The sequence below is a fragment of the Luteimicrobium sp. NPDC057192 genome, assembly GCF_042670205.1.
In the GTDB taxonomy this organism is placed as follows: domain Bacteria; phylum Actinomycetota; class Actinomycetes; order Actinomycetales; family Cellulomonadaceae; genus Luteimicrobium.
In genome coordinates this window covers 101,388-125,247 of sequence record NZ_JBHUWD010000005.1, presented here as the reverse complement: position 1 = coordinate 125,247, position 23,860 = coordinate 101,388, and the positions used below count along the sequence as shown (strand labels likewise).

Annotated in this window: 17 protein-coding genes; 11 read left to right on the top strand and 6 right to left on the bottom strand. The window is 75.3% G+C overall.

The features are described from left to right. Positions 1-73 precede the first annotated feature (73 nt). Positions 74-1,414 carry an ATP-binding protein gene (locus tag ACFT5B_RS04505; RefSeq protein WP_386796782.1) on the top strand — a complete coding sequence of 447 codons (1,341 nt, stop codon included), beginning with the start codon at positions 74-76 and terminating at the stop codon, positions 1,412-1,414. A gap of 33 nt (positions 1,415-1,447) precedes the next feature. On the opposite strand, the gene ACFT5B_RS04500 is transcribed toward ACFT5B_RS04505, so the two are convergent. Beyond that, the gene (locus tag ACFT5B_RS04500) at positions 1,448-2,068 is read right to left on the bottom strand and encodes a GtrA family protein (RefSeq protein WP_386796781.1); all 621 of its coding nucleotides are present in this window, start codon (positions 2,066-2,068) and stop codon (positions 1,448-1,450) included. Positions 2,069-2,188: 120 nt separating this feature from the next. Here ACFT5B_RS04500 and ACFT5B_RS04495 point away from each other — a divergent pair, with 120 nt between their 5' ends. After that, positions 2,189-3,397 (top strand): 5-(carboxyamino)imidazole ribonucleotide synthase, encoded by a 1,209-nt coding sequence (locus tag ACFT5B_RS04495; protein ID WP_386796780.1) that lies wholly within the window; start codon positions 2,189-2,191, stop codon positions 3,395-3,397. Continuing rightward, complete coding sequence (purE, locus tag ACFT5B_RS04490; protein WP_386796779.1) at positions 3,394-3,957, top strand: 5-(carboxyamino)imidazole ribonucleotide mutase; 564 nt, start codon at positions 3,394-3,396, stop codon at positions 3,955-3,957. Before ACFT5B_RS04495 ends, purE begins: the two co-directional genes overlap by 4 nt. A gap of 59 nt (positions 3,958-4,016) precedes the next feature. Here purE and ACFT5B_RS04485 read toward each other — a convergent pair whose 3' ends face one another. The 4 genes from ACFT5B_RS04485 to ACFT5B_RS04470 form a co-directional block, all read right to left on the bottom strand. After that, entirely contained in the window at positions 4,017-5,384 is a 1,368-nt protein-coding gene (locus tag ACFT5B_RS04485) for an LCP family protein (RefSeq protein WP_386796778.1), read from the bottom strand. After that, entirely contained in the window at positions 5,381-6,697 is a 1,317-nt protein-coding gene (locus ACFT5B_RS04480) for an LCP family protein (protein ID WP_386796777.1), read from the bottom strand. Before ACFT5B_RS04480 ends, ACFT5B_RS04485 begins: the two co-directional genes overlap by 4 nt. Before the next feature lie 104 nt (positions 6,698-6,801). Further along, positions 6,802-7,947, bottom strand: coding sequence for a hypothetical protein (locus ACFT5B_RS04475; protein ID WP_386796776.1), 1,146 nt, complete (start codon positions 7,945-7,947; stop codon positions 6,802-6,804). Further along, the gene (locus tag ACFT5B_RS04470; RefSeq protein WP_386796775.1) at positions 7,944-8,768 is read right to left on the bottom strand and encodes a TIGR03089 family protein; all 825 of its coding nucleotides are present in this window, start codon (positions 8,766-8,768) and stop codon (positions 7,944-7,946) included. Before ACFT5B_RS04470 ends, ACFT5B_RS04475 begins: the two co-directional genes overlap by 4 nt. A 286-nt stretch (positions 8,769-9,054) precedes the next feature. On the opposite strand from ACFT5B_RS04470, the gene ACFT5B_RS04465 reads away from it, so the two are divergent. The 3 genes from ACFT5B_RS04465 to ACFT5B_RS04455 all read left to right on the top strand — a co-directional run bounded on the left by ACFT5B_RS04465 (position 9,055) and on the right by ACFT5B_RS04455 (position 14,486). After that, the gene (locus ACFT5B_RS04465) at positions 9,055-9,321 is read left to right on the top strand and encodes a WhiB family transcriptional regulator (RefSeq protein ID WP_386796807.1); all 267 of its coding nucleotides are present in this window, start codon (positions 9,055-9,057) and stop codon (positions 9,319-9,321) included. An 81-nt stretch (positions 9,322-9,402) separates the two neighbouring features. Beyond that, the gene (locus ACFT5B_RS04460; protein WP_386796774.1) at positions 9,403-12,816 is read left to right on the top strand and encodes a glycosyltransferase; all 3,414 of its coding nucleotides are present in this window, start codon (positions 9,403-9,405) and stop codon (positions 12,814-12,816) included. Then, positions 12,813-14,486 (top strand): DUF5719 family protein, encoded by a 1,674-nt coding sequence (locus ACFT5B_RS04455; RefSeq protein ID WP_386796773.1) that lies wholly within the window; start codon positions 12,813-12,815, stop codon positions 14,484-14,486. The genes ACFT5B_RS04460 and ACFT5B_RS04455 overlap by 4 nt, the downstream gene beginning before the upstream one ends. A gap of 55 nt (positions 14,487-14,541) precedes the next feature. On the opposite strand, the gene ACFT5B_RS04450 is transcribed toward ACFT5B_RS04455, so the two are convergent. After that, positions 14,542-15,039 carry a metallopeptidase family protein gene (locus ACFT5B_RS04450; protein WP_386796772.1) on the bottom strand — a complete coding sequence of 166 codons (498 nt, stop codon included), beginning with the start codon at positions 15,037-15,039 and terminating at the stop codon, positions 14,542-14,544. An 84-nt stretch (positions 15,040-15,123) separates the two neighbouring features. Here ACFT5B_RS04450 and ACFT5B_RS04445 point away from each other — a divergent pair, with 84 nt between their 5' ends. The 5 genes from ACFT5B_RS04445 to ACFT5B_RS04425 all read left to right on the top strand — a co-directional run bounded on the left by ACFT5B_RS04445 (position 15,124) and on the right by ACFT5B_RS04425 (position 23,845). Further along, positions 15,124-15,468, top strand: coding sequence for a DUF3499 domain-containing protein (locus ACFT5B_RS04445; protein WP_386796771.1), 345 nt, complete (start codon positions 15,124-15,126; stop codon positions 15,466-15,468). A 120-nt stretch (positions 15,469-15,588) separates the two neighbouring features. Further along, complete coding sequence (locus ACFT5B_RS04440) at positions 15,589-17,511, top strand: polysaccharide pyruvyl transferase family protein (RefSeq protein ID WP_386796770.1); 1,923 nt, start codon at positions 15,589-15,591, stop codon at positions 17,509-17,511. Between the two features lie 68 nt (positions 17,512-17,579). Then, on the top strand, positions 17,580-19,409 hold the full coding sequence (locus ACFT5B_RS04435; protein ID WP_386796769.1) for a hypothetical protein: 1,830 nt from the start codon (positions 17,580-17,582) through the stop codon (positions 19,407-19,409). Next, on the top strand, positions 19,406-22,369 hold the full coding sequence (locus tag ACFT5B_RS04430; RefSeq protein WP_386796768.1) for a polysialyltransferase family glycosyltransferase: 2,964 nt from the start codon (positions 19,406-19,408) through the stop codon (positions 22,367-22,369). Before ACFT5B_RS04435 ends, ACFT5B_RS04430 begins: the two co-directional genes overlap by 4 nt. 15 nt (positions 22,370-22,384) lie before the next feature. After that, a complete protein-coding gene (locus ACFT5B_RS04425; protein WP_386796767.1) occupies positions 22,385-23,845 on the top strand; it encodes a polysaccharide pyruvyl transferase family protein in 1,461 nt (486 codons plus the stop codon). The last annotated feature ends 15 nt before the right edge of the window (positions 23,846-23,860 follow it).

Genomic DNA, 23,860 nt, shown 5'->3' with positions numbered 1-23,860 from the left:
GCAGGTCGGAGAGACGGACACGAACACCTCACAGCCGCTCGTGACGCGGGCCGGCGTCGGGAAGGTCTGAGCCGTGCGTCAGCGGATGCTCCAGGCGACCGTCGCCGCGGTCGCGGTGGCCGTGCTGCTCCTGGGCTTCCCCCTCGCGTTCTTCGGGGCCCAGTACGTCCACGACAACGACCTCGACGACCTCGAGCGCCGCACCCAGACTCTCGCGCGCGCCGTCGACCGCGCGATCAGCAACGGCGACGAGGCCCTCGCGTCAGCGGCGAGCGTCGCGGTCGCGACCGGCGGCAACAGCCAGGTGCCCGCCCGCGTGATCATCTTCTACGACGGTCGGCGGCTCGTCGCCGGGGACCAGATCCAGGGTCGCGTCGAGCAGCGGGCGGTGCGCTCGTCGGAGGGTGCGCTCGTCACGCTCGAGGTCTCGTACTGGGAGCTGTACTGGCAGTCCATGCGGATCGTGCTGTTCGTGATCGCGGCCGCCGTCGTCGCGATCCTCGCGGGCATCGCGATGGCGGTGATCCAGGCGAACCGGCTGTCGGCGCCGCTCGTGTACCTGGCGGCGTCCGCCGAACAGCTCGGGTCGGGACAGGTGCGCCCGCAGATGGAGGAGTCGGGCGTCGAGGAGCTCGACCTCGTCGCGGCGGAGCTCGCGCGCACGTCGGACCGGCTCGCGAGCCGCCTCGCCACGGAACGGCAGTTCGCCGCCGACGCCTCGCACCAGCTCCGCACGCCGCTCACAGCGCTGTCCATGCGGCTCGAGGAGATCTCCCTCATGTCGGAGGACCCTGCGGTCCAGGAGGAGGCGCGCATCTCGCTCGAGCAGGTCGAGCGGCTGGTCACGGTCGTGGACGACCTGCTGACCCGGTCGCGTCGCGCCCAGGGCGGCACGACGGAGGCCGTGCGCCTCGTCGAGGTCGTCCGGCAGCAGGAGGAGGAGTGGCTGCCGAGCTTCGAGTCGGCGGGCCGCCGCCTCGTGATCGACGTCCCCGTCGACACGTACGTCCTGGCGACGCCGGGCGCGCTCGCCCAGGTGCTCGCGACGCTCGTCGAGAACTCGCTCACGCACGGCGGGGGCACGACGACGGTGCGTTCACGGCCGGGGCGGTCGGGCTCGATCGTCATCGAGGTCGCCGACGAGGGCGAGGGCGTGCCCGACGAGCTGGCGCCGAACATCTTCGAGCGCGAGGTGACGTCCGGGAAGGGCACCGGGCTCGGGCTCGCGCTGGCCCGCGACCTGGCCGCCGCCGACGGCGGCCGGCTCGAGCTGTCGCAGCGCCGCCCCGCGGTGTTCTCGGTCTTCCTCGCGGGCGTGCCGCACACGCTCGACCCGCAGGTCGTGCTCCCGGCCGGCGCGACGGTCTCGAGCGCGCGGGGACGCAAGGGGCGCCGCAAGTCGGACGACGGGTGACTCCGCGGCCGCGAGCGGGGCGGGGCGGCCGCGCTACTTCGCCGGTGTGGCTTCCGTGGCGGCCTCGCCGCCGGTGAACACGAGGTACCGGTAGGCGAAGTAGCGGAAGATCGTGCCCAGACCGATGCCGAGCAGGTTCGCGACGTTCTTCCAGAGCGGTGAGTCGAGACCCAGCGGGTACACGAAGAGCGCGAGCACGCCGATGCCGATGAGCAGGCCGCCGACGTTGACCACGATGAAGCCCGCGAGCTCGCGCGGACGGTTCTCGGTGCGCCGGTCGGAGAACGTCCAGAGCCGGTTCCCGACCCACGCGACGAGCGTCGCGACCGCGACCGAGACGACGCGGGCCGTCAGGGGCTTGGCGTCGAGGAGGTGCCCGGGCCCGAACTGCAGCAGGTTGAACAGCCCCATGTCCACCACGAACGACACCGCGCCGACCGACCCGAACTTCGCCAGCTCGTACAGTCGCTCACGGCTGAGGCGGCGCGCGCGGGACGTGCCCGCCCCGGGTGCGACGACGGCGTCGGCGGCGACGTGGGCGACGTCGGTGCCCGGCGCCTCCGACGCGGCCAGCACGAAGGGGAAGCTGCTCGGGCGGTCGGCCTCCGGGCTGCCCAGCCGGCCCGGTTCGCCGGCAGGCGTCACGTCGGTCATTCCCCGAACGGTAGCGCAGCAGCCTGGATACGCCCGGGGCGGCCCACAGGACGGCAACGGCGTCGTCGTCCCGCGGTCGCCGGGGCCGCACCGTCCCCGCGTCCGATAGGCTCGGGGACCGTGTCAGCACCAGTCGTGGCCGTCGTCGGAGGCGGGCAGCTCGCCCGCATGATGGCACCCGCCGCCGCCCGCCTGGGCGTCCGGTTGCGGGTGCTCGTGGAGTCGCCTGACGGCTCCGCGGCTCAGGTCCTCGCGGACGCCCCCGTCGGCGCCGCCGCGGACGAGGCCGCGGTCCGCGCGCTCGTCGCTCCGCCCGACGACGCGGCGGCCGCCGTGCTGACCTTCGAGCACGAGCACGTCCCGTCGGCGCTCCTCGTGGCCCTCCAGGACGAGGGCGTCCCGGTGCACCCCGGGCCGGACGCGCTGCGCCACGCCCAGGACAAGATCGTCATGCGGACCCGCCTGACGGCGCTCGGCGTGCCGTGCCCCCGCTGGGCGCCCCTCGCGGTCGACGCCGCCGACGGCGCCCGCGACCTGGCCGCGTTCCTCGACGAGGTCGGGGGAGAGGCCGTGGTGAAGACGAGCCGCGGCGGCTACGACGGCAAGGGCGTGCGCGTGGTGCGCAGCGCCGACGACGTCGCGGACTGGCTCGCCGCGGCCCAGGCCGGTGGCCCGCAGCTGCTCGTCGAGGAGAAGGTCCCGTTCCGGCGCGAGCTCGCCGCCCTCGTGGCCCGGCGGCCGTCGGGCGAGGTGCGCGCGTGGCCGGTCGTGGAGTCGGTGCAGCGTGACGGCGTCTGCGCCGAGGTCACGGCCCCGGCCCCCGACCTCGACCCCGCGCTCGAGGCGCAGGCCCGTGAGGTCGCGGCAGCGGTCGCCGAGGGGCTCGACGTGACGGGCGTGCTCGCGGTCGAGCTGTTCGAGGTCCCGGGCGGGACCCCGGACGAGCCGGGCCGCGTGCTCGTCAACGAGCTCGCGATGCGCCCGCACAACTCGGGCCACTGGACCATCGACGGCTCGGTCACGAGCCAGTTCGAGCAGCACCTGCGCGCGGTGCTCGACCTGCCGCTCGGTGACACCGCTCCTGTCGCACCGTGGACCGTCATGGCGAACGTCCTCGGGTCGGAGCGCACGGAGCTCACGGACGCGCTGCCGGAGGTCCTCGCCGACGGCGACGCCCGCGTCTGGCTGTACGGGAAGGACGTGCGTCCGGGCCGCAAGCTCGGCCACGTGAACGTCAGCGGCGACGACCTCGCCGCGACCCGCGACCGCGCCCGTGCGGCCGCGGCGGTCCTGCGCGGCGACGCCGTGCCGACACAGGAGCAGCGATGAGCGAGCAGAGCGCAGCGAGCGGCACCGGGACCGGCGGGCCCCTCGTCGGGATCGTCATGGGCTCGGACTCCGACTGGCCGGTGATGCAGGCCGCGGCCGACGCGCTGGCGGAGTTCGGCGTCCCGATCGAGGTCGACGTCGTCTCGGCCCACCGGATGCCGACGGAGATGATCGAGTACGGCCGCGCCGCCGCAGACCGCGGCCTGCGCGTCATCGTCGCGGGCGCCGGCGGGGCGGCGCACCTGCCCGGCATGCTCGCCGCCGTCACACCGCTGCCGGTCATCGGGGTGCCGGTCCCGCTGGCGCACCTCGACGGCATGGACTCGCTGCTGTCGATCGTCCAGATGCCCGCGGGCGTGCCCGTCGCGACCGTGTCGGTCGGCGGCGCACGGAACGCGGGCCTCCTCGCCGCACGCATCCTCGGCGCGGGTTCGGGCGACGACGCCGCCGCGCTGCGCGTACGGATGGCGGCGTTCCAGGTGCAGCTCGGGGACCAGGCCAGGGAGAAGGGCGCTCGCCTGCGTGCGTCGCGGTCGGGCAGGGTCGGCTTCGGCGCCTGACGAGGGCTCCGCGGGCAGCGAGCCCGCGCGGGCTACGCGGGCCGGCGGGCGGTGGGGGCTCAGCCCTTCGACGAGCTCTCGGAGTTGACCGTGCCGGCCTTCAGCTTGCCGTTCATCACCTTCGAGAAGAACGCCGGGGTCTTGTCCGGGTCGAGCCGGACGCTCGACCCGACGTTCCCGGGCCGGTAGTCGCGGTCGGAGATCGGAGGCAGACCGGTGACGCCGTCCTTGCCGTTCGCGGCCTTGAACGCCATCCCGAGCTTCGCGAGGTCGACCACGTTGGTCCCGTCGTCGACCTGGAGCACCGCGGTGCCGGCGTCGACCAGCTTGACCTGGGTGGCCGGCTTGAACAGCAGGCTCGGCTTGGCGGCCTTCGCGGCGATCGCGTTGACGAGCTGGCGCTGCCGGTCGGTGCGCCCGAAGTCGCTCGTGGGGTCCGAGTAGCGCATGCGGGAGAACGCGAGCGCCGTCTTGCCCCCGACGTCGTGGCAGCCGGCCTTCCACTTCAGCTCGGACTTCTTGTCGTTCACGTCGTAGTCGAGGCACAGGTGGACGCCGCCGACCGCGTCGACGATGTCCTCGACCCCCCCGAACCCGACCTCGACGTAGTGGTCGACGTGCATGCTCGTGAGCTTCTCGACCGTCTTGACCAGGAGCGGGGCCCCGCCGAACGAGTAGGCCGCGTTGATCTTGTTGCTGCCGTGCCCGGGGATCTTCACGTAGGAGTCGCGAGGGATCGAGATCAGGGACGTCGTGCCCGAGTCGGGGACCTGGAGCAGCATGATCGTGTCGGTGCGCGCGCCCGACGTGCCGTCCTTGACGACCCCGTCGGAGCGCGAGTCGGAGCCCGCGATGAGGTAGGTGGTGCCGGGGGTGCCCTTCGTGTCGCTCAGTGCCTCGACGTGGTCGAGCTTGCCGTTCGCCCAGGCCACGAGCCCGATCGGCCAGGCGATCATCCCGACCACGACGAGGCTCGCGACGACGGCGACGATCCGGCCCTTGCGCAGCCGGATGCGGCCGGGCGCCGCGCCACCGGGTGCCGTGCCGGGGCGCGCGCCGTCGCCCGGGCCGCGGCCGCCGCCGCTGCCGCCGGGGGTGCGGCCCGGTGCGCGGGTCGTGGGCGACGTGGCCGGACGGCGCTCGTCGGCGGCTGCTCGGGGGGCGCGCGTGACGCTCGCCGGGGGGATGGCCGGGGGCTGGGCGGAGCCGGCGCGGGCGCGACCGCGACCGCCGCTGCGGTCCACCGGGACGGGGCCGCTGGACTGCCGCGTCACGCGGGACGCGGGCCGCGCGGGCGGGGGCGGGGGCGTGGTGCCACCGGAGCCGTCGGGCCCGACCTTGATGACGCCGTCCGCCGCTTCGGGGCGCGACTCGCGCCCCGACTGCGGGGTGAAGCTCGGAGGCCTGGACCGAGGGTCGGACGTCATGCCGTGCAGGCCGCCTTCGAGCTGACGACGTCGGCCGCGGTGATGCCGTCCTTGTCCCGGTCCTTGGGCGTGGAGGACGTGCTCGGCTTCTTCGTCGTGCCGGACGACGCGCTCGAGCCGGCGGTCGACTTGCTCGTCGACTTCGCGGTGGACGTCGAGGTCGGCGTCTTCTTCTTCGCGGCCTTCTCCTCGGCGGCCGTGAGCGGCTTGTCCTCGGCGAGCTTCGTCCAGATCTCCGAAGCGGCCGGCTGGGTCCACACGACACGGTTCGGGTTCGTCGGGTCGGCGCCGTTCGGGATCGTCAGGAACGTGATGTCCGACGTCGACATGTGGCGCAGGCTGAAGCCGAGCCCGGCGATGCTCGTGATCGACCCGAGGTTGAGGCCGCCGTCGCTCTTGGACGTGTGCAGCGACTTGGTCGCGGCGTCGAGGAACTTGAGGAGCTTCGGGCTGTCGGTGAGGAAGTTCTGGGCGAAGACCTTGTTGGAGATCGCGCCCATGAGCTCCTGCTGGCGCTTGATGCGGCTGAGGTCCGAGCCGTCGCCCACGCCCTCGCGGGCGCGGGCGTACCCGAGCGCCGTCTTGCCCTTGAGCGTCTGGTAGCCGGCCTTGAGCTCGAGGTTCGCCTTGGGGGCGTCGATGTCGGTCGGGATGCACATGGGCACGCCGCCGAGCGCGTTGATCATGCCCTCGAAGCCGCTGAAGTCGAGCACGACGTAGCCGTCGAGCGTGATCCCGGTGGTGGACTCGACGGTCTGCCAGGTGCACGCCGCGCCGCCGGCGATCTGCGCCGACTCGTCGCCGCCGAGGGCCTTCGCCTTGTCGGCGCCGAACGAGAACGCGGCGTTGAACATGGTGTGCGGCGCGGTGCCGGTCGAGTGCCCCTTCGAGTCGACCTGGCACGCGGGGATGTCGACGAGGGAGTCACGGGGGATCGAGACCGCCTCCATGCGCTTCCGGTCTGCCGAGACGTGCAGGACGATCGTCGTGTCGGAGCGCTGGCCCTCGTTCTTGTCCTTGACGATCGAGCTGTTCGCGCCACCGCGCGAGTCGGACCCCAGGATGAGGATGTTGAGGTCGTGGCCGGCGTCCGGGTCGCTCGGGTCCTTGGTCTTCTTGTCCTTGGCCACGAGGAACGACGTGTCGGCGGTGTCGATGTTCCCCTGGTAGTGCCGGACGAACGCGTACGCGCCGCTGCTGACCGCTGCGAGCGCGCCGACGAGGACCAGGCCCATCACCTTCGCCACGCCGTGCGTGTGCAGGAACCGGGCGTGTCGGGGGGCGCCCTTCTCGGCGGCGGAGTTCGTCGTCACGGGATGTGATCCTAAGCGGAGCGCTGCGCAGGCCCCGCGCGGCGCCGGAGCGCACGCGGTGGAGGGATTGTGGAGATGGGCCTGCTGTGGACCGGCCCAGCATCTCAGCCGAGGCGGAGGCGGTCGAGGACCCCGGCCAGCCGCGTGTCGTCCGCGGCGGAGGACAGCTCGGCCGAGGCCGCGTCGGCCCGCTGCTTGGCTGCGGCGATGCCGTCCCGGCCGAGGCGGCGCACCGACGCGGCGCACGTGGCGGCGAAGACGTCGACCGCGACGACGCCGAGCCCGTGCGACCGCACGAGACGCTCGGCCTGCGCCGCCGGGCCGACAGCGAGCGCGCACCGGGCCTGGACCGCGGCCAGCAGGAACGACGGCAGCGCGGCGCACGCCTGCGTCGTCGTCGGGGGGACCCACCAGGTGGCGACGTCGTAGCCGTGGAGGGCGCGGGGCAGCTCGTCGGCGTCGGGCGCGGGCGCGATGCGCACCTGGGCGAGCTCGGCCGCGCGCTCGTGCAGCCGGCGCAGGACGGCGCCCCCGTCGGGTCCCTCGGAGAGCAGGAGGTCGAGGGTCCAGCCGTCCCCGAGGGTCCGCATCGCGTCGATCGTGGTCTCGAGGCCCGCGCCCGACCGTGCGACGCCGGCGCGCACCAGCCGGACCGGGTCGCCCACGGGCGTGGGGGACAGGTCGGCGTGCGGCCAGGTGTCCTGCACGACGACGACGTCGGGCTGCAGGCCGGGCACCTCGCGGCGGACGAGGTCGGCGAGCGCGCCGGAGCCCACGGTCACCGCGGCGCTGCGCGGGAGGTCCTCGCGCAGCACGCGGAGCAGCGCGTCCCGCTCGAGCGGCGCGAACGGCCCGTGCGCCCCCGCGTCGGGCCAGGCGCGCACGTCGGCCCAGACCGCGGCGCCGTCCGCGAGGTGACGGGCGACCGGGAGCGTCTCCGCGCCGACCGCGACGACGGCGTCCCACCGGCCGCCCTCGAGCTCGTCCGCGGTCGCGCGGGCGGCGGGCGAGCGCAGCAGCGGCGAGACGCCGCGCGCGAGCCAGCCCGTCGCGACGGCCGAGGCCGGCGGGTGCGGGCTGTCCGCCGGTCCGAGGGTCACGTGACGGACCGGTCCGGGCAGTGCGGGGCCGTACCCGGCCGTGGTGACGTCGGCACGGCCGACGAGCGTGCGGACGAGGCGCCGGACGCGCGCGTCGTCCCGGTGGCGGGTGAACGCCACCAGGAGGACGCGCGCCCGGCCGGTGCTCATCCCGCCTGCGGCTCGTCGGCCGGGTCGGCGAGGCGGACGTCGACGCGTTCGCCGGCGACGAGGCGCTCCCAGCGGTCGGGGGCGGACGCGGCGAGCCCGGCGACGTCGGGTGTGACCGCGACCACCGACCCGTCCCGGGCCCACGTCGCGGTCGCGTCGCGGAGGAACGCGGCCGGCTCCCGCGCGACCAGGAGGGTCCGCGCCCCCGGGGCCAGGCTTCCGGCGGGCCCGGCGGCCGCCCAGGCGAGGAGGTCGGCGTGCGGGACTGCCCCGTCGAGGCCGTCGGCAACGAGCGCGGGGGCCGCGGGTTCGACGGGCGGCGCGTAGCCGAGGACGTCGCCGTAGGTCATCACGGACGCCGCGGCGTCGATCACGCCGGCCGGCAGGGGAGCGCCGAAGCTGCGGGCGAGCGGGGCGAGGCTGACGGCCACCACGTCGCGGCCGCGGCCGGCCCACCGCGCGGGGTCGGTGGTCACGACGACGTCGCCCGCGTCGGTGCCGGAGCGGACGTCCACGCACGCTCCCACGCGCCATGCGGCGAGCACCCAGGTGATGCCCCGCCAGTGCGCAGGAAGATCGACCGTGACGGTGCTTTCCGGACCGACGTCGAATTCCTCGACGAGGAGGTTCGCGGTCTTGGTCACCCAGTTGCTCAGAACGGCCCCCGACAGCTCGATCCGTTCACCGCCCGAGGCATACCACGTGAGTCGCGGCGCCCCGCCCCCCGCGACGAGCCGTCCGAGCAGCGAAGACGCGTCTTTCCCGGCGGTTCCCGGCGCTCCGGCGACGGTGCTGGTCGGGGGTGTCGCGGCAGGCTCCATGGCCTCAGCCTAGAGGGGGTGATCCGGCGGCGCGCGCGTCGCGCGACACGCCGATCTGCACGTGAACTTCACCCCTCGTCCGCGGCGCGCTACCACATTTCGGCTTGACGCTCACGGATGACACGCGTGTAATTCTACCAATGCAGTTTCTTCACGAGGACCGCAGGTAAAGGGGCGAAACATGTGGAACCTTCTCGACGGGGACGGCGGGGTATTCCCGTCCGACGCCGCGACGAGCTACGGCGCCGGGCAGGCGCCTGACGAGCTCGTCCACCACGACCTGGGTCTGGCCCCGGTCGTCTCCCTCTTCGGCGACATCGCCGAGGAGGACACCCTCCTGAGCTGGCAGGAGCGGGCGCTGTGCGCCCAGACCGACCCGGAGGCGTTCTTCCCGGAGAAGGGCGGGTCGACGCGCGAGGCCAAGAAGGTCTGCTCGGGCTGCGAGGTCCGGCAGGAGTGCCTCGAGTACGCGCTCGCCCACGACGAGCGGTTCGGCATCTGGGGCGGGCTCTCCGAGCGCGAGCGCCGCAAGCTCAAGCGCCGCGCGATCTGACCCCGCCCGGTCGGGCGCGCGCCGCGCCGACCTCCCGAGGTCCGACGGATCGGCTCCGAGGCGTCGCATGATGGCGGAGCCATGAACGACGCGAGCGCTCTGTCCACGGCGCCGGCGGACGCCGGCGCGTCGATCGTGTCCGCCGTGACGGGGACGGTTCCCGTCGTCGCGAGCGTGACGGCCGTGATCGTCACCCGCGGCGCGAACCCCTGGTTCCGGCGGGCCCTCGCCGCCGTCCGCGCGCAGCACCGCGCCCCGACCCGCCTCGTGGTCGTCGACGTCGCCACCTCCACCGCGACGAGCGGCTACGCGGACCTCCAGCTCGGCGATGCCCGCTTCGTCGCCGCCCCTCGGGCGCGCACGTTCGGCGAGGGCGTCGCCGCTGCCCTGCGCGAGGAACCCGACAGCCAGTGGCTCTGGCTCCTCCACGACGACTCCGCACCCGACGCCGGCGCCCTCGGCGCACTGCTGCGCGGCGTCGAGCACTCCTCGGCGGTCGCCGTGGCGGGTGCGAAGCAGCGCCGGTGGACGACGGCGCCCGCCCAGCCCGTCGCCCGCCTCGACGACGTCCGCCGCATCCCCGAGCTGCTCGAGGTCGGGGTGACGACCTCGCGCGGCGGGCGGCGCGTGTCCGTCGTCGAGCCGCACGAGATCGACCAGGGCCAGCACGACGCGCGCGACGACGTGCTCGGCGTCGGCCTGGCAGGCGCGCTGGTGCGCCGCAGCGTCTGGGACGAGCTCGGCGGCACGGACCCGGAGCTCGGGCCGTTCGGCGACGGGCTCGACCTCTGCCGTCGTGCCCGGCTCGCGGGCCACCGCGTCGTCGTCGTGCCGGGCGCGGTCGTCGAGCACGCGCAGCTCAGCCTCCACCGCGTCGACCCGGCCGTCGGTGCCCGCCCGGGCGACCCCGAGCTCGACGACGGCGGGGACGCGTCCTTCGGCGCGCGCCGCCGCAGCGAGCTCCACCTGCGGCTTGTGGGCGTGCCGCTCGCGCTCCTGCCCGCGCTCGTCGTGTGGCTCGTGCTGTCGGCGCCGTTCCGCGCCATGTACCGGCTCGTCCTCAAGCAGCCCGGCCACGCGCGCGACGAGCTGCTCGCCCCGCTCCTCGTCCTCGTCCGCGTGCCGGGGATCGTGCGGGCCCGGCGGTCGGTCCGCCGCACCTCGACGGTCCCGCGGCGGGCCGTCCGGCCGCTGCAGCAGGACTGGCGCGAGGGCGCGGCGCAGCGCCGCGACCGCCGGCTCAGCGCCGCGGAGCAGCGCCGGTCCGCGTACGCCCCGAGCGAGCTGGAGCGCGCCGAGCTGGCCCAGCTCGCGGGTCGTCGTCGCGTGGCCCTGGGTGCGGTCGCGCTCGCCCTCGTCGTGCTCACCGGCCTCGTGTTCGCCTCGCTCACCGGCGCGCTGGCGTCGGGAGAGCGCCTCGTCGGCGGGGCGCTCCTGCCGGCGTCGTCGACGTGGGGCGAGCTGTGGTCCGCGACGACGACCGGGTGGGTGCAGTCCGGCTTCGGCCACGCCGCGCCGGCCGACCCCCTCCTCGCGGTCGTGCTCGGCGCGTCCGTGCTCACGGTCGGGCACGTCCAGGTCGCCGTGAACCTCCTGCTCGTCGCGTCGTTCGTCGCGTCCGGCCTCGGCGCGTGGTTCGCCGCCGGTGCCCTCACCCGGTGGAACCCGGCGCGCGCCTGGGCGGCGCTCGTCTGGGCCGCGTCGCCCGCGCTGCTCCTCGCCGTCGGGCAGGGGCGGCTCGGGGCGCTCGTCGCGCACGCCGCCCTGCCCTGGTTCGTCCTCGCGACCCTGCGCGGGGTGGGCGTGGTCGTCGACGACCGCATCTCGCCCGCGTCCGGGCCCCTCGACGCCACCGGCCGCGGCCCCGCCCGCCGGCTCGGCGCACCGTCGCTCGGCGCGCTCGCGGGCGCGGCGCTGCTGCTCGTCCCCGTCGCGGCTGGCGCGCCCGCGCTGCTCGCGGTCGCCGTCGTGGTGGTCGTCGTCGCCGCGCTCGCGACCGCCGTGACGTCCGCGCCGCCCCGACGGTACGTGCGGCTCCTGCTCGTCCCCGTGCCCGCGCTCGTCGTGCTCGGGCCGTTCCTCTGGCACGTCGGCCGCACCTGGGGACGCGAGGGCGGCGGCTGGCGCCTCCTGCTCGCGTCGTCGGGCAACCCGACCGGCTACGACGCCGTGGCGCCGTGGCAGAGCGCCCTCGGCTGGCCCGCCCCGCCCACGACGGCGCTCGGCACGTCCGGCGCCTGGGTCACGGTGGTCTCGTGGGCCCTCGTCGGCTCGGTGGCCGCGGTCGCCGTCGTCGCGCTCGTCCGGTCGCGCCGGCCCGTGGCGGCCCGCGTGGCGTGGCTGGTCGCCGCGGCGGGGCTGGCGCTCGCGGTCGCGGCGCCGCACGTCGCCGTCGCGACCAGCGTGTCCGGCCTGGTGCGGGCGTGGCCGGGCCCCGGCACGACCCTGGTCGTCGCGGGCCTCCTCGCGGCGGCCCTGCTCGGGCTGCCCGAGCGGACCGTGCTCCGCGGTCGCTACGACGAGCGGCACCGCGGACGCCAGGCCGCCCGGGCGGCCGTCGTCGTGGTGGCGCTCGCGGTGCCGTGCGCGGCGGTCGGGACCTGGGTGGCCCACCAGGTCGACCCGACGCGCCACACCGTCGGTGACCTCGCGCTCACCGGCACCCCCGTCGTGCCGCCCGTGGGGCAGCAGATGCAGGCATCCGGCGCGCGCCTCCTCCTGCTCGACGCCGTCCCCACGACGGGCGCCGTCCCGACCGTCCGCTACACGCTGCTACGCGCGGACGGCACCCAGCTCGTGGACTCGTCGGTCGTCGTCGACGGGCGGACGGCTCGTGCCGCGCTCGACGGCACGACGCCGAGGCCGACCAGCCCCGAGGCGCAGCTGGCCGGGGTGGTCGCGCAGCTCGCGGGCGACGGCGTCGCGCCGTCGTCGCGGGGGATCGCCGACGCGATGTCCGACCTCGGGGTCGGCGGCGTGCTGCTGCCGGCCGACGGCACGACGCGCGGCTCGACCCGGTCCGCGCTGACGGCCCGGCTCGACACCGTGCCCGGCCTGGCGCGCGTCACCGAGGGCCAGGCGTCCGTGCTGTGGCGCGTCGCGCTCCCCGGCGCGGACGCCGCGCAGACGTCCACGAGCGGCGCCTGGGCGACGCTGCGGGACGGCGACGGCAAGCTGCTGCGGTCGCTCGCGTCCCAGGACTCGGGCGTCGACCTCGACCTCCCGGCGCGCACCTCCGCGACGACCCTCGTGCTCGCCTCGCACGCGCACCGGCACTGGCGCGCGACGCTCGACGGGCGGTCGCTCGCCCCCGCGGACGGCGACGGCACGACCTGGCAGCAGGAGTTCGTCGTGCCCGCAGGCAAGACCGGCCACCTCGTCGTCACCTACGACGCTCCCCACCGCGCGCTCTGGCTCTGGTCGTCGGGCGTGCTCCTGCTCGTCGTGGTGCTGCTCGCGCTGCCGGTCCGGCGTCGGCGGGTGGTGCTGCGATGACGCGCCTGTGGCGCCGCGCCGTGCTCGGCGGGACGGGCCTGGTCGCGGTCGCGCTCGTGGCCGGCGGTGCCGCGCTCGCCCCGCACGTCCTGCCCGACCCGCCCGCCGCGGCGTCGGACGCGCTCGCCCACCGCACCGAGACGGTCGAGGTCGCCCCCGGCGACCGGATGCTGGTGTGCCCCGCCCCGGCGCGGCTCACCGACCCCGACTCGGGCGGCGACGCCCAGTTCAAGGCGTCGCCGGTGCCGACCTCGTCGCAGCTCGGTGCGGTCGCCCTCGCGTCCGGCGCGGGCACGGTCCGGGCGCTCGACGGCACCAGGACCGGGACGCTCGCCGCGTCCCCGGGCGGGGACCGCGCGAGCGTGTTCCGGCAGGCCTCGCCGTTGCCGGGCGGCCTCGTGCTCCGGGCACCCGCGCCCGACGACAGCGCCGACCGGGTCGCGGCCGCGGTCTCCTCGACGACGTCGTCGGGCGACCTCCGCGGGCTCGTCGCCGCGAGCTGCCAGACCCCCGGGAGCGTGGCGTGGCTGGCCGGCGGCGACACCAAGGTCGGCAGCAGCACGCAGCTCGTCCTGCAGAACCCCGGCCTCACTCCCGCGACGGTGAGCGTGCGCGCGTGGGGTCCCGACGGGGAGATCTCGCTCGCGAGCTCGGCGTCGCTCGTCGTCCCCGCGGGCAAGGAGGTCGTCCGGCTGCTCGAGGCCGCGGCCCCCGGCGTCGACCGGCTCGTGGTCGAGGTGAAGGCCTCCGGCGGCCTCGTGAGCACGTACCTCCAGCACTCGACGCTCTCGGGAATCGTCCCGCAGGGCGTCGACGACGTCGTCCCCGGGGCGGCACCCGCCCAGCACCTCGCCCTCGCGGGCGTCGTGAGCCGCGGGGAGGGCATCGCGGACGCGCGGGCGCCGGTCCTGCGGCTCCTCGCGCCCAGCCACCGGGCCCAGGCCACCGTGAGCCTGTGGGGGCCGAAGGGTCGGGTGCACCTGCGCGGCGCCGAGCAGATCGCCCTCGACGCGGGCCAGGTGGTCGACGTGCCGCTCGGCGGCCTCCCGGCCGGGACGTACACCGTGAGCGTCGACGCCGACCGCTCCGTCGTCGCGGGCGTCGTCGAGCAGCGCCCCGGCACGACGGGCGCCGCGGGACAGCCCGCGGCGTCGGGCGCGAAGACCCCCTGGGACCGGGCGTGGGTGCCGGCGCAAGCCGTCGCGGACGGCTCCGCCGCCGCGACGGCGACCACCGACCCCGCGGACGCCGGCGAGGCCGCGCTCCTGCACGGGACCGCGAGCACCCTCGTGCTCACGGGTCTTCCCGCCGACCGCACGCCGGACGCGAAGGCGACCGGCAGCGTGAAGGCGACCGTGCGGATCTTCGACGCGACCGGCGCACAGGTGTTCACCCGCGACGTCACGGTCGCCGCGGCCACGACCACGACGCTCGACCTCGCGGCCCTCGCCCCCGGCAAGGACCTGGCCGGGGTCGCCGTCGACGCCGTGACGCCCGAGGGCGGGGCGACCCTCGCGTGGGGTGTCGTGACCTCGGTGGGGGCGCCGTCGTCGGGCGTGCCGACGGGTGGTGCGAGCGGCCAGCTCGTCTCGGTGCTCGCCCCCGTGCCGAGCGTCCGCTCCGGCGGGACGGTCGCGGCGCAGGAGGACCCGACCCTCGGCCTGCCGTGACCTGCGACCTGGCGGAAGCTCGTGACCGTCAGCCCGCACGTCCTGACGGGTCCTCTCAGTCGCCGTCGTAGCGCGGGTCGATGTCCTCGGGCGAGCGCGCCAGCAGGTGCGCGACCTGCTCGACGACGACGTCGCGCACCAGGTCGGCGAGGTCGTCGTCGTCGAACGCGCGGGCCTCGACCGGCCGGCGGTAGACCACGACGCGCGCGGGCTGGCCCGACTCGGCCGGGAAGCAGCGGCCCAGCGGGACCGTGCCGTCCTCCCAGGGCGCCGGGTCGGACGGCGGCACGTCCTCGACCGCGAACTCCGTCCCGTCCAGCTGCTCGCCCCACCGCGCCTCGAGCCGCTCGACGACGGCCAGGACGAGGTCGTCGAACCGGTCGGCGCGCGTCCGAGCGGCGGGAAGCCCCGGAGGCAGCAGAGGCCCCCGCAGTCCCCGGCCGCGACGGTCGCGGCGGCGCGGGCCCGGGCGTGCCGGTGCGCCGTCGGCGGGGACGGGCAGGGCGCCGTCACCGGGCGTCGGGGTACCGGGGAACGCGGCGGAAGGGGTCACGCTCCGAGCCTAGCCACGGGCGAGCGGGTCCGCGGGCGGCGTGGGAGCAGCGCGCCGGCGCCGGGGCGGAGTACCGTTCCCTCCGTGCAATCGGTCAGGCAGTGCTCGCGGACGGCGTGCACCGGGGCAGCGGTCGCGACGCTGACCTACGTGTACGCGGACTCCACCGCGGTCCTCGGTCCCCTCGCGCACTACGCCGAGCCCCACAGCTACGACCTGTGCGCCGACCACGCCCAGAAGCTCACGGTGCCCCGTGGGTGGGACGTCGTCCGGCTGGCCGACCGGTTCGAGGAGCCCCCGCCCAGCCCGGACGATCTGTCCGCGCTCGCCGAGGCGGTCCGGCGGGCGGGTGCGACCCAGCCCGAGCCCGAGCCCGCTCCCGACGGCACCCGGCGCGCGCACCTGCGCGTCCTGCGCGAGGCCGACTGACCGGCGTCGCGGACCCGGCGGTTCATCCGCCGTTCACCGCCCGGTGCCGGGGTGTGAGGGTGGCGTGCAGAAGGCGCCGCGCGCCCGTCCGGTCGCGAGGCGTCGTGGTTCGCTGACGCCATGTCGCACGACACCCGGCCCGCGCCGAACCTGCCGGGCCCCCTCGGACGCGTCGCCCGTCCGGCCGTCCGCCGCCTCGACCGTCGGGTGCGCGCCCTGCTGCGCCAGGAGCTCGCGGGCACCGTCGCGCTCCAGACCGAGCTGACCGGCCGCCTCGACGCCCTCCGGGCCGAGCTGGAGGACCTCCGTTCCGAGCTCGCCGAGGTCCGCGGCCGGGAGCGGGCGCTCGCCGCCGACGCCGAGGACGAGCGGGCGCGGGGCGAACGGCTCCGCTCCCGGCTCGCGTCCGAGGAGGCGGTGACGGCCGCGCTGGCGGTCGTGGCCGAGGAGCGGCTGGCTCGGCTCGCCGTCGGAGGGCGGCGGCTGCCCCGCGGGCTGGTCGACGCCTACCTGGCGGCGCTGCGGCCCGCACCCGAGCCGACGCAGCGCCTCACCGACGCGCGGGACCGGGCGCTCGCCCTGGCGGCGGACGCCGATCACGGCGCTGCCCTCGACGTGCTGGCCGCCGTCGCCGACGAGCCCGGCGTCCTCGACTACGACGGTGTCTTCCTCGTCGCCGACCTGCTCCGTGCCACGAGCCGCTACGACGCGGCGCGGGACGTCGTGCGGCTCGCCGGGACGGGTCCCCGCGCCCGCGCCCGGGCGGGCGTGTTCCGGGCGCAGACGAGCTGGCTCGTGCACGACTACGCGGCCGGCGAGGCCGCGGCCCGGGGGGTGCTCGAGATCGAGCCCGAGCACGAGCTCGCCCGCACCTGGCTCCGGCGCAACGAGGACCCCGTCACGCCGCGGACGCCGCCCGGCGACGCGCCCACGGGCGGCGTCGGGCACGCGGCTCTCTACCTGCCCGAGGGCGGGAACTTCGGCGACGTCGCGCTCCCGCACGCCGTCCGGCAGTCCGTCGAGGCCGCGGTACCCGACGCGGCCCCGCTGGACTGGGTGCCGTTCCACGTGCACCAGGTCTTCGACGACGCGCGGGTCGAGCTCGCGAACGCCCAGCGCGCGCTCGTGGTGGGCGGGGGCGGCCTCTTCCTGCCCGACACCGCGCCGAACGGCGCCAGCGGCTGGCAGTGGAACGTGCCGCGCGCCTCGCTGGACCGGCTCGAGGTCCCGCTGCACGTCTTCGCGGTCGGGTACAACCTGTTCCGCGGCCAGTCGTTCCGGACGGACCTGTTCCGCGAGAGCCTCGTCGCGCTCACGGATCGCGCCGCCCAGGTGGGGCTGCGCAACCACGGGTCGATCGAGCGCGTCCGCGAGCTCCTGCCGGCCGCGCTCCACGACAAGGTCACGTACGTCCCGTGCCCGACGACGGTGCTCCGGCTCGTCCACCCCGACCCGCCCGCCGCGACGCCCGGCTCAGGACGGGTGTACCTCAACGCGGCGTACGACCGCAGCGAGCGCCGGTTCGCGGACGGCTACCCACGGTTCCTCGCCGCGATGGCGGGCTACGTGACGGCGCTGCGGGCGGAGGGTGCGGAGGTCGCGCTCACGGCCCACCTCGACTCCGACGAGCGGCTCGCGACGGACCTCGCGGCGCAGCACGGCGTGGACGCGCCCGTCGTCCCGATGTACCGGATGACCCCCGACGAGGGGTATCGGCTCTACGCCGACGCGTCCCTCGTCGTCGGCATGCGGGGGCACGCGACGATGATCCCGTTCGGGCTCGGGACGCCCGTGCTGAGCCTCGTCTCGCACCCCAAGACGCGGTACTTCCTCGAGGACCTCCGGCGACCTGAGTGGGGCTTCGAGGTGAACGACGACGGGCTCCGCGATGAACTCTTGGAGCGTTCTCTCGATGTGCTCTCTCACGAGCCCGAGTACCGCCAGGACGTGAGTAATCTCCAGGCAGATCTCTGGGAGCACGTGCGTGCTGCGGCGCGCCGCGTGGTCCCCGACCCGCACGAGGCGGCCTCCTCGGCCGGCTAGGGAGCCGCCGCCGACGCCGACCGCCGCACGACACGGAACGGGCCCGAAGGGCCGGGAAGGGCGGGCCCGTGGAGGCTCTCAGCCGTCTGGACGTGACGCGTCCCGTCGTCCTCGTGACGGCGCGCGTGTCGCTCGAGGAGATCGACTACGCGAGCCTCCCCGCCGACTCGTACGTGTTCCGGGAGGGCGACATCGCCGCCGAGGACCACTACTGGTTCGGGCGCGAGGTCGCCGCGTGGTTCGTCGCGCCGCGGCAGGCCGCGCTCCAGAAGGTGCGCACGACGGTCTACCGAGGGGACTACGAGATCGGGGCCGTCCTCACGGACCTGCGCCGGGCCCAGCAGCTCGTCGGTCACACGCTCGAGGGCATGGTCCGGGACGGCCAGGTCGAGGACTGGGCCGACTACCTCGTCGGCTCGCCCGCGACAGCGTCGATCCTCGGCGACCCGCACCCGCCGAGCATGCTCGCCGTCATGCTCGGGACGGCCCTGTCGCTCGGGTTCGAGCAGGTCGTCGTGCTCGACGGCCAGGCCGACGGCACGTACGTCGGCAAGATCCGCCGGTCGATCCTCACCGAGGACGCCGTGGGCGCCGGGCTGCGCTCGACGAGCCGGGTCGCGTACTCCTACGAGCTCGGGCACCTCAAGCGCCTGCGCGACGCGTTCCCCGGCGCATCGATCGTCGACGGCGCCGCGAGCGAGCCGCTCAAGCAGTTCGTCTCGCACGCGCCGGCCGCGGACGGCGCCCGGATGACCCCCGAGGCCAAGCAGGGCCCCGACCTCGTCGGCCAGCAGCTGTACGCGCTGCGCCGGACGCCCGCGGGGGAGCGGCGGGTCGCCTACGTCACCTACTTCGACGACGACGGCTACTTCTGGGGGGCGCTCGCCATGGCGCGCTCGCTGGCCAAGGTCTCGTCGTACCCGCTGCTCGCGCTGGTGCCGGCGGGCTACCGTCTGCCGGACGTGCCGTACCTGCCGGAGAACCTGACCGTCGTGCGGGCGCCGCGCATCCGCAACGCGCTGTTCGGCGGCAAGCACCAGGGCCGGTTCGAGTACACGTTCTCGAAGCTGGGCGTGTTCGCGCTGACGTTCCTGGACCGCGGCGTCTACCTCGACGCGGACACCGTGGTCCTCGACGGTCTGGACGACCTGTTCGACCGGGACGGCCTGTCGGCGGCGCCCGACTTCGGGTTCTCCCTCAACCGCGAGATCTTCAACAGCGGCGTCTTCGCGTTCCGCCCCGACGCCGACGTGTTCCGCGACATGATGGCGAAGAACGGCACCCTCGAGTCCTACGACGGCGGCGACCAGGGCTTCCTCAACAGCTACTTCCCGGACGTGGACTGGCTGGACAGCTCCTACAACACGCTGTGGCGGATGCTCGACTCCAACCCGGGCGTGGTGGGGCTGGGGGACGTCAAGGTGCTGCACTTCGTGGGGCCGAAGCCGTGGAACCGCGACCGCGACCTGCCCGAGTCGCTCGTCGGGCTGTGGATCGACCGGCTCGGGCCCGACTACCTCGGGTACCTCACGCTGTGGCAGCTCGCCCGCGAGCGCGCCCGCCGCGAGGCGGCCGAGCCGGCGCGGGAGGTGGAGCGGGTGGCCGCGCTCCCGGGCGACCCCGCGGAGCCCGGCGCGGACGACGTGCCGGCTCCCGAGGACGCCGACGCGGCGAGCACCAAGCGGTGGCTCGCGGCCCGCGAGCTCATGGAGGCAGGGCGCCTCGACGAGGCCGAGCGCGTCGCGCTGCGCACCCTCGAGCGCTGGCCGGGCTCGGTGCGCAACCTGCGCGTGCTCGCGCAGATCCAGCGCCGCCGCGGCCACCGCCGCGAGTCCGCGGGGACGTGGGCGCGCATGTGGACGACGGCAGGCCGGCGCGCCGTGGGGCTCGGCGCATGACCACGCTGCACCTGGTCACCGGCCTGTACTCGGCGGTCAACTCGTTCGCGTCGCGGTACGTCGGCCCCGAGGACGACCACCACGTCGTCGTCCTGTTCTCCGACCCCGCGGACGAGCGACGCCTCGCGCGCCGGATCCGGCGGCTGCGGGGCGTCAAGACGGTCTCGTTCCTGCCGGAGCCGGCGGAGTACCTCGAGATCCTCGCGGACGCGGAGCGGATGACCGAGCTGTGCGGCGGCCGGACCCCGCAGCAGCTCCGCATGTTCCTGTCCCACTCGCACTGGCTCCTGGACGCGCTGGCCGGCGCCTTCCCCGACGCCGGGGTGAGCCTGTTCGAGGAGGGCATGGCCGGGCTGTATCCCGACGACCTGCGCCCGCTGCAGTTCCTCGACCGGGTCGTGCGGGTCGAGTACCACCACTACCTCGGGGCCTTCGCGCCCCTCTCGGCGCTCGACCGCCCCGAGCTGTTCGAGGAGATCGACGCGACGGCGTTCACGGGTGCCCTCGAGCGGGCGTGCGGCCGGCACGACGCCGGGCTGACCCCGGACACGGTGGTGCTCGTCGAGCAGTACTTCGACCGCAAGGGCGACGCGGTGTCGACGGACGAGCTCGTCGCGGTCTACCGCGGCGTCGTCGAGGACCTCCTCGCGAAGGGGTACCGGGTCGCGTACAAGCCGCACCCGCGGCACGCGTCGGCGGTGTACGAGGCGATCGCGGCCTCGTTGCCCGGCGCCGCGGGCGACGGGCTGACGCTCATGACGGACCGGGACCTGCCGCTCGAGGTGCTGATCGCCACGTCGCGCCCGGCCGCGGTCGTCGCGGTGAACTCGACCCTGCTGCTCACGGCTCCGCACCTGCTGGGCGTCCCGTCGTTCCTCGTCGACGTGGACTTCGGGCTGCGCATGGCGGCCAGCCTGGGCGCGGAGCGCACCGGCCAGCTCGCGAACTACCTTGCGCTGCGCGACCGGATCCCTGCCGTGGAGCAGCTCCCGGCCGTCGACGCCGGCGTGGACCCGTGGAGCGTGCTCGAGCGCCAGGTCGACTCGGTCCCGCCGACGACCCAGGACCCGCTGCTCGCCGCGGTCCACGGCGTCGGGGGAGCGGTCACGCCCGGCCTGCCGGACGCGTTCCGGGCGTTGCGCTCGTCGACGGCGACCCACGTCTCGTTCGACGTGTTCGACACGCTGGTGGTGCGGCCCGTCTCGCGGGCGTCGGACCTCGTCAGCGTCCTGGACCGCGAGCTCGCACCCGACCTGCCGCCGATGGCGCGCTACAGCAACGCGCGCAACGCCGCGGTCGGCACGCTGCGGGCGGCGGACCGGGCGGCGGGCGGCGAGCGTGGCGAGTACACGCTCGGGGCCGTCGCAGACCAGACGTCCCGGCTGCTGGGCGGCCTCCCACGCGGCAAGGCGCTCCTCGAGGCGGAGGTCGCGCTCGAGGAGCAGCACCTCGCCCCGCGGGCGCTCGGCGTCGCGCTCATGCTCTTCGCGCACCGGCTGGGACGGACCGTCGGGCTGGTGTCCGACACCTTCTACTCCGCCGACGAGCTGCTCGACCTCGTCGGCCCGCACCTGCCGGTCGAGCCGGCGTTCGTCTTCGCCTCGGCCGACGCCGACGCCACCAAGGCGGACGGCGCGCTGTTCGACGTCGTCCTGGGGGACCTCGGGCTCGACGCCGGCGACCTGCTGCACGTGGGCGACAACCCCGTCGCCGACGTCGAGCGGGCGGCGGCGCGCGGGATCGCCACGCTGCACGTGCCGTCCGCGGCCGACGCAGCCCGGCGCACGCACGCGCTCGGCGGACTCTGGAAGGGCTTCCGCGAGGAGAAGGGTCTCTCGCTCGTCAAGGGCGTCGTCGCCCACCGCTTCTTCGACAACCCGTTCGTCGCGTTCCCGAAGGGCGCGGTCTCCCTCGGGACGCCCTACGCCCTCGGCTACGGGATCGCCGGTCCCGCGCTCCTCGGCTGGACCCTGTGGGTGGCCCGCCAGGCGCGCGACCTCGGGTACGACGACGTCTCCTTCCTCGCGCGCGACGGGTACGTCCCGCACCTCGTCTACGAGCGGCTGCGTGCCGCCGACCCGGAGCTCCCGCCCGCGCGCTACCTGCTCGCGTCGCGCCGCGCCGCGTTCCAGGTCTTCTCGGGGGACGCCGCGCACGTGGCCTCGACGCAGTTCGTGCACGGGCTCAACCCGGCCAACACGCCGCGCACGCTCCTCACGACGCGCTTCGGGGCGGGCGCGGTGCGCCTGCTCGAGCCCGCGCTCGCCCGGGCCCGGATCGGCGAGCTCGACGCCCCGCTCGGCAAGGACCGCGCAGCCGCGCTGACCGCGGTGCTCGTCGAGCGCGCCGACGAGGTCGCCGCCGCGTGCGCCGAGCGCAGCGCGGACGCCCGCCGCTATTACGCGGAGCAGCTCGGGGACGCCGCGCGGCCCGTCGTCGTCGACCTCGGCTACTCGGGCTCGTCGCAGCGCGCGATCATGACGAGCGTCGGCCGCCGCGTCGACGGCCTCTACTTCACGGGCATGGAGCACGCGCTCGAGTACGCCGTGATCACCGGTGCCCGGTTCGAGCCGTGGTCGCAGGACCGCACGTTCTTCCGGTACGGGACCGTGCTCGAGTACCTGCTGACGCCCGTCGGCCTGCCCGAGTGCCACGGTTTCGGCCCCGGCGGCCGGCCGGTCCTCGCGCCGACGGTGGCCTCCGACCGGCGCAACGCCGAGATCCAGCGGGGGATCGGCGACTTCGTCCGCGACGTCTTCGACCGGTTCGGCGAGCGCGTCCCGCTGCTCGCGATGCGGCCCGACTCCGCGACGTGGGCGCTGGCCCGGCTCATCGCGGCGCCGTCGGCCGCAGACGCGCGGATGCTCGTGGGGGCCCTGCAGGACGACGCCACCGGGTCAGGCACGGCCGGGCTGATGGACGCGTGGCAGCCGGGGCGCGACGCGCTCGCGGCGGCCTGAGACGAAGGAGCACGCATGACCACGACCCCGGCCGCCCCGACCCGGCCCGTCCGGCTCTTCTCCTGGCAGTACTACACGCACAACAACTACGGCGACGCGCTCCTCGTGGAGGCCGTCCGGGCGCTGTTCCACTCGTTCGGGGGGCGGCGGTACTTCCGCGTCGAGGACGGCGCCGACAGCCGGTACCCGATCGGGCCGCGGCTCGTGGAGCGGGCCAACACGTTCGACGCGGCCCTGATCGCGGGCGGCGGCGTGATCATCCCGCGCAACCACGACCTGTCGGGCTGGGCGTTCCGGTCGAGCGTCGCGACGGCCCGCCAGATGCGGAGGACGATCGTCTTCGGCGTCGGCTTCAACCTCTACCGCAACCACACCGGCCTCGCTCCGGTCTTCAAGGAGCACTTCGAGGCGGTCATCGAGGACTCGCCGTTCGTGGGCCTGCGCAACCACGGGTCGATCGAACGGGTCAAGGAGATCGTCGACCCCCGGCTCCACCACAAGATCGTGTTCCAGCCGTGCCCGACGACGTTCCTGCGCCAGCTCGTCGACGGCGCCGGCGACCCGCACGCGGTCCCGGAGAGGGCGCGCCGCGTGACCCTCCAGGTCACGCGCTCGCCGTCCGAGAAGGACGACCGCGTCGCCGAGCAGGTGCTGCGGGCGTGCCGGTCGCTCAAGGCCGCCGGCTACGAGATCGAGCTCGCGTCGTTCTTCGCGAAGTTCGACGCGGTGTTCCCCGACTACCTGCGCGCCCACGGGTTCGACGACTTCACGTTCGTCGAGATGAACACCGAGGACCGCGACGTGCTGCTCGGGCCGCGCCACTTCTCGCAGGTGCCGATCGTCGTCGCGACGCGCGGACACGGGGCGATGGTCCCCTTCGGGGCCGGGTCGCTCGTCGTGCCGATCGACAACTCCCCGAAGATGGTCTACTTCGCCCGCGAGGTCGGCATCGACGACCTGCTGATCGACGTCGACGACCCGGACCTGGGCGCACGGATCGTGGCGAACGTCGAGCGGTGCCACGACGACTACGAGGCGATGCAGGAGCGCGCGACCAAGGAGCGCGAGCGCCTCTACGACGTCTCGCTCGAGAACCTCGCGCGGATCTATCACGCGCTCACCGGCGCGATGCCCGACGAGCGCGAGTGCGTGCCCCTCGGCGAGCTCGAGGTCTGGCTGTCGAGCCGCCTCCACGCCAAGACGATGCTGTTCGAGGGGCGGACGCGCGGGCCCGCGGCACCGAAGGCGAAGCCGTCGGGCCCCGCGTCGCTCACGGACGACGAGCGCGCCGGCGTCGCACGCGCGTGGCTGCGCGACCGCCGCGAGGAGCTGTACGCCGAGGGCGACGTCGCCCGCGCGACGCAGGTGCGTCGCGCGCTCGAGGTCGTGACCGACCCGACGGCGCCCGCGACGACGGTCGGGAGGGGCGCACGGTACGTGCGCCGCCGGCTCGGCCTGGGTGCGGGACGCCCCTGACGAGAGGACGAGCGC